We start from the raw sequence: 7,385 nt of genomic DNA, 5'->3' as shown, positions 1-7,385 counted from the left end.
TCCCCAAATAAACACTGTCACCGAGTGATCATTTTTTATTGCGACGAACTACTAATCCAAATAACGTGTCAAGCTTACATATTAATGATGAATAAAAATAAGTGCTAGGCCTGAGAAGCTAGCGACAAGAATAATTAACCTACGAGTGGCTTTTTCGTTGATACTATTATTTACAAAATAAGAAGCTCCCCAACCAATTATAATTGCTGGTAAACACTTTAAAAATAACAAGATATCGTTAAAATCGGCAGAGCCCGTTACTAATAATGCGAGAATGCCAAACAGATTTATAAAAACAAAAAAGATGCTCAAATTTGCTTTAATTTTATCTCTATTTTGCGCTTGATAGAGTAACCCCATCGGTGCCCCACCAGCTGAGGTTGTCGTGCCAATAAAGCCCGATAATATTGAGGCTATTAAATTTGATAGCATCGTTAATTTAGGCGTCCAACCCGTTAATGATAATCCCGCAGCAAGTAACAAACAGCCACCTAATAACAGTCGATATTGTTCTGAGTCAACATACAGCATAACAGCAGCGGCACAGAGAACACCAATGACCCCACCAAAAATAGAATAGCCAGTTTGTTTGACATCAATTTCTCCTCGATGCTTTATTGCCAGTAATGTGGTGATCAATAATGCATTGAGGATCATAGGCGCGGGCACTAGCTCTGGCAGTAACCAGTATAAAAAAGGCACACACAGTAATCCGAGGCCAAAACCAATCACACACTGTAAGCATGCACCTATTATTAATATACAATAAACTAATACTATATCGGGCAAAGCATTTCCACCTTATTTCATTTAGGTCTGCCTAATCTAATCCGAATAATTTAATATTATAATATGATTAACATAAGGTAAATTTTTTATTTAAAATCAGGTCCAGCCAGCATCCACTACTAATGATTGTGCCGTTATCATTTTACTATCATCAGACGCTAAAAATAATGCGGCATTAACAACATCATCTGCTTGTAATGCTTCATTAATGCATTGACTGTGTTTAACATCTTCAATCATTTCTGGTGTTAACCAATGGGTAATTTGTCGCTCTGTAATGACCCATCCAGGCACGAGTGTATTAATACGAATATTATCTTTGCCATAGGTTGCTGCTAATGAACGTGTAAGCCCTTCTATACCAGCTTTTGCGGTAGTATAAGCTGGCATACCTGTTTGTTTAATCCGCCAACTTACTGAGCCCATATTTATAATGCTGCCGCCACCTATCCGCTGCATTTGAGGTGCAACTGCTTGCGCTGAGAAAAAGCAGGGTCGAAGATTCACCGCAAGTTTATCATCCCAATATTCAACACTCATACTATCAGCAACGTGACGGGTATCATCCGCAGCATTATTAATTAATACGCCGATATCGCCTTGTAATTTTGCTGTGAACTCTATAGCTAATTTAAATTGTTTAATATCACGAATATCACAATAAATATATTGTGGGTCAAAGCTATATTTACCAGCAAGAGCAGCACAAAGCTGCTCTCCTTGCGCTTTGGCAATATCAACAAAGGTAACTTTTGCATGTTGCTCACAAAAACGTTTGACCATTACTTCGCCTATACCAGTAGAACCACCGGTAATAAAAACACTTTTACCAGCGAGACTAGTATAGCTAGTTGTGTGTTCCGTTGAAATTGCCATAATTTCCTTTAACTTCTAGACATACTGTATTTTTATTGTTGCTTCATTATTTCAACTAAGAAGATTGAGCAGCTTCTTGATCTGCAATTTCTTTTTCAATGAATAACATAGCTTCATCAATCATGTAAGTCATCATATTTTTGGCACGCTCTGATTCACCATGTAAAATTGCCTGATACACTTTAAAATGCTCATCTACAATAGCTTTTTTACTACCTTTTGCGGGCGTTGTATGTTGTATACTGACATTTAGCGCGGTACGAATAAAGTCACGTAATTGAAAAAAGAACTGATTCCCACTAGCAAATAATATTGCAGTATGAAACGATAAATCAGCCTCATGAATTTCACCATCGGGTGCATCTGAAGCGGCCTGCATATTTTCAAGCGCGACTGCAATTTCTGCAATTGCGGCTTTATCGGCGCGCCTTGCCGCTAATGCGGCAGCTTGCGGTTCAATCGCTAACCGTACTTGTAGAAAATCTTTTAATACATAAAGTGATGGGCTACTTTCAAGTAGCCATTTTAACACACTCGTATCGTATAAATTCCAAGTATTTGCTGGTTCAACACGAATCCCTTGCCGTGGTCGTGATGAAATAAGTCCTTTTGCTGCTAGCATTTTTACAGCTTCACGAACAGCAGTACGACTAATACCATACTCTTCACATAACTTTGCCTCTGTAGGTAAACCTGATTCGGCTGTGTAATAGCCGTTAATGATGGCTTTACCTAGCTCATTGGTTACCTGTTGTGACAAATTTAGATTTTCAATGCGTGCCATAAACAAACAGTTCCTTTAAAAAGACTTATTGTATTGTACTACTATAACTTTACTGCGTCATCTTAGAAGTTATTATAGATATTTATCGATACTGCATGCGACAAGATCATTATAAATAGAACTTATTGAGAAGGCGCAATAGCTTCATACATTTAAACAGTACTTTCCTGAAACATTTTAATTCAAGATTCAATTGCAGATCATCGTATTGAACGCAATAAAGGAATGAATTTTTCTATATACTTTATATTCGCCATTAGTGCAATACTCTATGGCCCGCAGAGGTTCGAAAATATGAAAACTTTAGGCATCTTAACCTTCGCTTATTAAGAAAATATGATGCTTTTAGCGCAGAAATTCCAAAGGATGACACAATTGCGCGTGTCATTTTTCGATTGAAAGCAGGTTAAATAGAAAAAGCATTTCAATCTTGGATACTATCACTGATTGAAACCTCAGGACTGATATCATCGCTATTAATAGTAAAACTGCACGTTGTATACATACCACTAAAGATAAGAAAGTACTTTAACAAGTCAATACATAAAGCTGCCAACGCCAAATTGGTACTAAAGCAAATGACCGTTGATAGTAGATAACACAAATGAAATCACTTCAATATCAGGATTACTCATCATGCTCGATATTGAAAACAGCACCATTTCCACTAGATTCGATAGGGTGCAAAAAGAAATAGAAGCTTGGCGGTACAAGCACGAACGTGAAGGACTAAATCAGCAGGCATGGATCGTAAGTATATAAGCTCATTATATTTAAATGCAGAGCAAGCCCTCAATACAACCCGCAGTCACTTGAAGCTTGAAAGCATCAACGGGATAGTAGATGAATCAAATGTATTTAAAAAGTGTGGCTAGACGATGATTACTGTTCAACCTAGCTCGAATCAGTGGGTTAAAATGAGCTAGCAATAGTGTTACTACTTTATCAAAGGGACATTATTCAGATATGTTCAACTTTTAACCACGCTAATTTTTGAAAAATATCTTTCATTTGAATTATTTGTATTATAATATTTTTATTAAATAAAACTTACCGAAGTCACTTTCGGGCTTAAATGGAATCAAAGATGATCGAATTAAGTACACTAGACTGGTTAGTGCTAGCAGGATTTTTTGTCTTGTTATTAGCTATTGTAGTCGTCTCAATGAGACAAAAAGAAGAAGATACTACAGATTATTTTTTAGCTGGGCGTAATGCTAGTTGGTTAGTTATTGGTGCGTCAATATTTGCCTCGAATATTGGCTCAGAACACCTCGTTGGTTTATCAGGTGCTGGCGCGCAATCGGGAATGGCATTAGCCCACTGGGAAATGCAATCGTGGATTATTTTATTGCTTGGTTGGGTGTTTGTGCCTTTTTACTGGAGCAGTAAAGTATATACCATGCCGGAGTTTTTAGAGCGTCGCTATAATTCAAAATCACGTACTTTTTTATCGGTTATTTCCTTGATCAGTTATGTACTGACTAAAGTCGCGGTGACTGTTTATGCTGGCGGTATTGCTTTTAAGACTATTTTAGGAATTGAAAGCATTTGGGGCATTGATTTCTTCTGGATCTCAGCCATTGCTTTAGTGGTGATCACCGGTATCTATACTGTACTAGGGGGTATGAAAGCAATCATGTGGACCTCCGTTTTACAAACGCCAGTGCTTATTATTGGTTCTGTGGTGATCTTAGTTATCGGCCTTGATAAAGTCGGCGGTTGGTCTGAAGTTGAACGCATAAACGATATGAATATGCATTTAATTCGCAGTACCTCAGATACAGAGTTTCCATGGCCTGGAATCGTATTTGGTTCATTTATCATTGGTTTTTGGTACTGGTGTACAGACCAATATATCGTACAAAGGGTACTGTCGGCGAAAGGCATTAAAGAAGCTCGTCGTGGTACTATGTTTGCAGGTTACTTAAAGCTATTACCTATTTTTATTTTTTAGTACCGGGCATGATTGCCTATGCACTAAAAGTTAAAGGCGTTATTAGCTATGACAGTGCCGATCAAGCGTTTCCTACATTGGTTGCCGAGTTACTCCCCTCAGGCGTTAAAGGCATTGTGATCGGTGGTTTAGTGGCCGCATTAATGAGCTCGTTAGCTTCGTTATTTAACTCATCAGCGACATTATTTACTATTGATTTCTATAAAAAATTCAAACCCGAATCGAGCGAAAAACATCTGTTAAAAGTTGGGCGCTTAGCAACCGTTGCAATTGTTATTTTAGGCTTATTGTGGATCCCCATTATGAGCTTAATTGCTGATGTACTTTATGAGTACTTACAAAGCGTTCAATCGTTAATAGCCCCAGGTATTGCCGCCGTGTTCTTGCTAGGTATATGCAGTAAACGTTTTACTCCTGATGCTGGTTTTATCGGTTTAGTGTCTGGGTTTGTGTTAGGTATGATCAGATTAGTACTATTGCCTTTCAAAGATGCTATCAGCGGTACACCGCTTGCGTGGATCATCGACATGAACTGGCTTTACTACTGTATTTTACTGTTTGTAGTGGTGGTAGTGATCATGATTGTGGTGAGTTTTTTCACTAAACCCGCCAGTGAAGAGCAGCTTAAAGGCTTAACCTTCTCAAGTATCGGCAAAGATACTTTAAAAGAAGTGGCTGCAGGATTAGATAAGTGGGATTACATTCATACTGCGGGAATCATCGGTATTACTGCGTTTATTTACTATCGTTTCTGGTAACATGTATGCTGAATTTCTCTTCTAGTAATTAGGGCACATCGGTGCCCTTTTTATTGCTTGTTAGTCTCCTTTCTCGTTAGACAAAAGAGGAAATCCTTGGTCATCCCATTTTATTATACGTGCACGAGCATGGCGGTTTGGATCTGTTAAAGGTGTACCCTGTAGCTCTTTGTAATCACGGCTGTGGTAAATTAGTAAATCGGTAACACCGTCCTCTGCTTTTACAAAGCTATTGTGACCAGGGCCAAAGCGCCATACTTTTTCGTTACTAGCAAAAATTGGCTGCTGCTTCTTATGCCAGCTTGCTGGGTCGAGTAAATCAGCAGCATCATCGGCCCATAACAAGCCCATTGCATAACGATCATCGGTGGCACTGGCAGAATAAGTTAACATTACTTTATTGTCATGCTTAATGACTGCGGCTCCTTCATTAACCTTATAGCCTTGTATTTCCCAATCAAGTGTCGGCTCTGAAATAGTAACTATTGGCTCTTTTATTGATGTTGGTGAGTCCATTTGTGCAATCCACAATGCAGAGTTGTACGTTGCGAGTTGATTTTGCTGCGCCCAAACTAAATAGCGTTTACCGTTGTGGCTAAATGTTGTGGCGTCCAGTGAAAAGCTATCAAGGTGTGTTTTCAACTGCCCCATTTCTTGCCACTGGCCGTTTAATGGGTTTTCATCCTCATTTTTTAGTACATACATGCGGATACTGAATGGCTTTTCTACATCACCTGCGGCAAAATGAATATACCAACTGCCATCAACATTATGTAACTCTGGTGCCCAGATATTGGTGCTCATCGGACCTTTTTCATTTTTATGCCAAATCACTTTTGGCTCTGCTAGTTTCAAGTCATTAATTCGGCACGCTTGGCGTAGCTCTATTTCATCAAACTTAGGGGATGTACCAATAAAGGTATAGCAACCGGTTTTGTCATCACGTACTAACCAAGGATCAGCTCGTTGTAAAACAATCGGGTTATCAATTGGCATTAATGTTGGGCTATTATTTGCTTCTGCAACACTGTAAAAACATGACATACTAAGTACGCTTGCAATTGCAGGGGCAATCAGATTCTTGGCCATGGTATTTCCTATTTTTATAATTTAATTTACATTGTTAATATTGTATTACATATATTATAGTAGCTGATATGTATAATGATTAAAATAAAAAGGTAAGTAACTATGAAACCCGTAAAAAAGCTATCTCAAGCCTGTAAATGGCTCGGCGCAAGCACATTACTTTGTTTAGCCACCAGTTCCTTCGCTAAGCAAGTTGAAGTGCACGACCCGGTTATGACTAAAGAAGGCGATACGTATTATGTTTTTAGCACCGGAATGGGGATTACTTATTACGAATCAAAAGACATGAAAAATTGGCAGCTTACTGGCCGCGTATTTAAAGATGAACCAAGCTGGGCAAAGCGTATTTCGAATGACTTTGACGGTCATCTTTGGGCACCTGATATCTATCAAAAAAATGGGTTGTTTTACCTGTATTATTCAGTTTCTGCGTTCGGTAAAAATACGTCTGCCATTGGTGTCACCGTAAACAAGACCCTCAACCCTGCTGCACCAGATTACAAATGGATTGATCATGGCATTGTTATACAATCTGTGCCTGAGCGTGATAACTGGAATGCGATAGATCCTGCGATTGTTGAGGATGATAACGGCACACCATGGATGAGCTTTGGTTCGTTTTGGGGCGGTCTTAAATTAGTGAAACTTGATGATGTTATGGTACGACTTGCGCAGCCGCAAGAATGGCATAGCATTTCAGCTCGTCCAAATACCGAACATGGCCCCGTTGAAGCGCCTTATATCTTCAAAAAGAATGGCTATTACTACTTGTTTGTGTCGTTTGATATATGCTGCCAAGGCTTAGACAGTACTTATAATGTCCGTGTAGGGCGCAGTAAGAATGTTGAAGGACCTTACCTTGATAAAGAAGGTCGTGACTTAAATAATGGCGGTGGTTCACTGGTGATCGAAGGTAATGAAGACTGGGCAGCACTTGGCCACAATGCCGCCTACACCTTTGATGCTAAAGACTATTTAGTGCTTCATGCCTACGAAAGCGCTGATAACGGCTTACAAAAGTTACGTATTTTACCAATGACATGGGACGATAACTGGCCTGTGGTCGATAGCACAGAGCTGAATAAGCGTAAAACCAAACTTATTGAAAAGTAATATTAAGTAACGTAAAAAA

General features: G+C 38.9%; 5 protein-coding genes and 1 pseudogene. 2 read left to right on the top strand and 4 right to left on the bottom strand.

What is annotated here, in order from left to right; genetic code table 11:
- Window positions 1-81: 81 nt before the first annotated feature.
- The 3 genes from P20495_RS19185 to P20495_RS19195 all read right to left on the bottom strand — a co-directional run bounded on the left by P20495_RS19185 (window position 82) and on the right by P20495_RS19195 (window position 2,449).
- Entirely contained in the window at window positions 82-789 is a 708-nt protein-coding gene (locus tag P20495_RS19185) for a sulfite exporter TauE/SafE family protein (RefSeq protein ID WP_008133546.1), read from the bottom strand.
- Window positions 790-885: 96 nt separating this feature from the next.
- A complete protein-coding gene (locus tag P20495_RS19190) occupies window positions 886-1,665 on the bottom strand; it encodes an SDR family NAD(P)-dependent oxidoreductase (protein WP_008133545.1) in 780 nt (259 codons plus the stop codon).
- Window positions 1,666-1,720: 55 nt separating this feature from the next.
- Window positions 1,721-2,449: a FadR/GntR family transcriptional regulator gene (locus P20495_RS19195; protein ID WP_008133544.1), complete on the bottom strand. Its 729-nt coding sequence runs from the start codon at window positions 2,447-2,449 to the stop codon at window positions 1,721-1,723.
- Window positions 2,450-3,524: 1,075 nt separating this feature from the next.
- Here P20495_RS19195 and P20495_RS22745 point away from each other — a divergent pair.
- Window positions 3,525-5,164 (top strand): annotated as a pseudogene (locus P20495_RS22745) (sodium:solute symporter).
- A 60-nt stretch (window positions 5,165-5,224) separates the two neighbouring features.
- Here P20495_RS22745 and P20495_RS19200 read toward each other — a convergent pair.
- Window positions 5,225-6,253 carry a family 43 glycosylhydrolase gene (locus P20495_RS19200; protein ID WP_008133537.1) on the bottom strand — a complete coding sequence of 343 codons (1,029 nt, stop codon included), beginning with the start codon at window positions 6,251-6,253 and terminating at the stop codon, window positions 5,225-5,227.
- Window positions 6,254-6,355: 102 nt separating this feature from the next.
- Between P20495_RS19200 and P20495_RS19205 the strand changes: the two genes are divergently transcribed.
- Window positions 6,356-7,366: an arabinan endo-1,5-alpha-L-arabinosidase gene (locus tag P20495_RS19205; RefSeq protein WP_008133536.1), complete on the top strand. Its 1,011-nt coding sequence runs from the start codon at window positions 6,356-6,358 to the stop codon at window positions 7,364-7,366.
- Window positions 7,367-7,385: the final 19 nt, after the last annotated feature.

The sequence above is a fragment of the Pseudoalteromonas sp. BSi20495 genome, from assembly GCF_000241185.1.
Classification (GTDB): Bacteria; Pseudomonadota; Gammaproteobacteria; order Enterobacterales; family Alteromonadaceae; genus Pseudoalteromonas; species Pseudoalteromonas fuliginea.
Note: the sequence above shows the minus strand (reverse complement) of the source record. Positions and strands in the feature narration are given on the sequence as shown.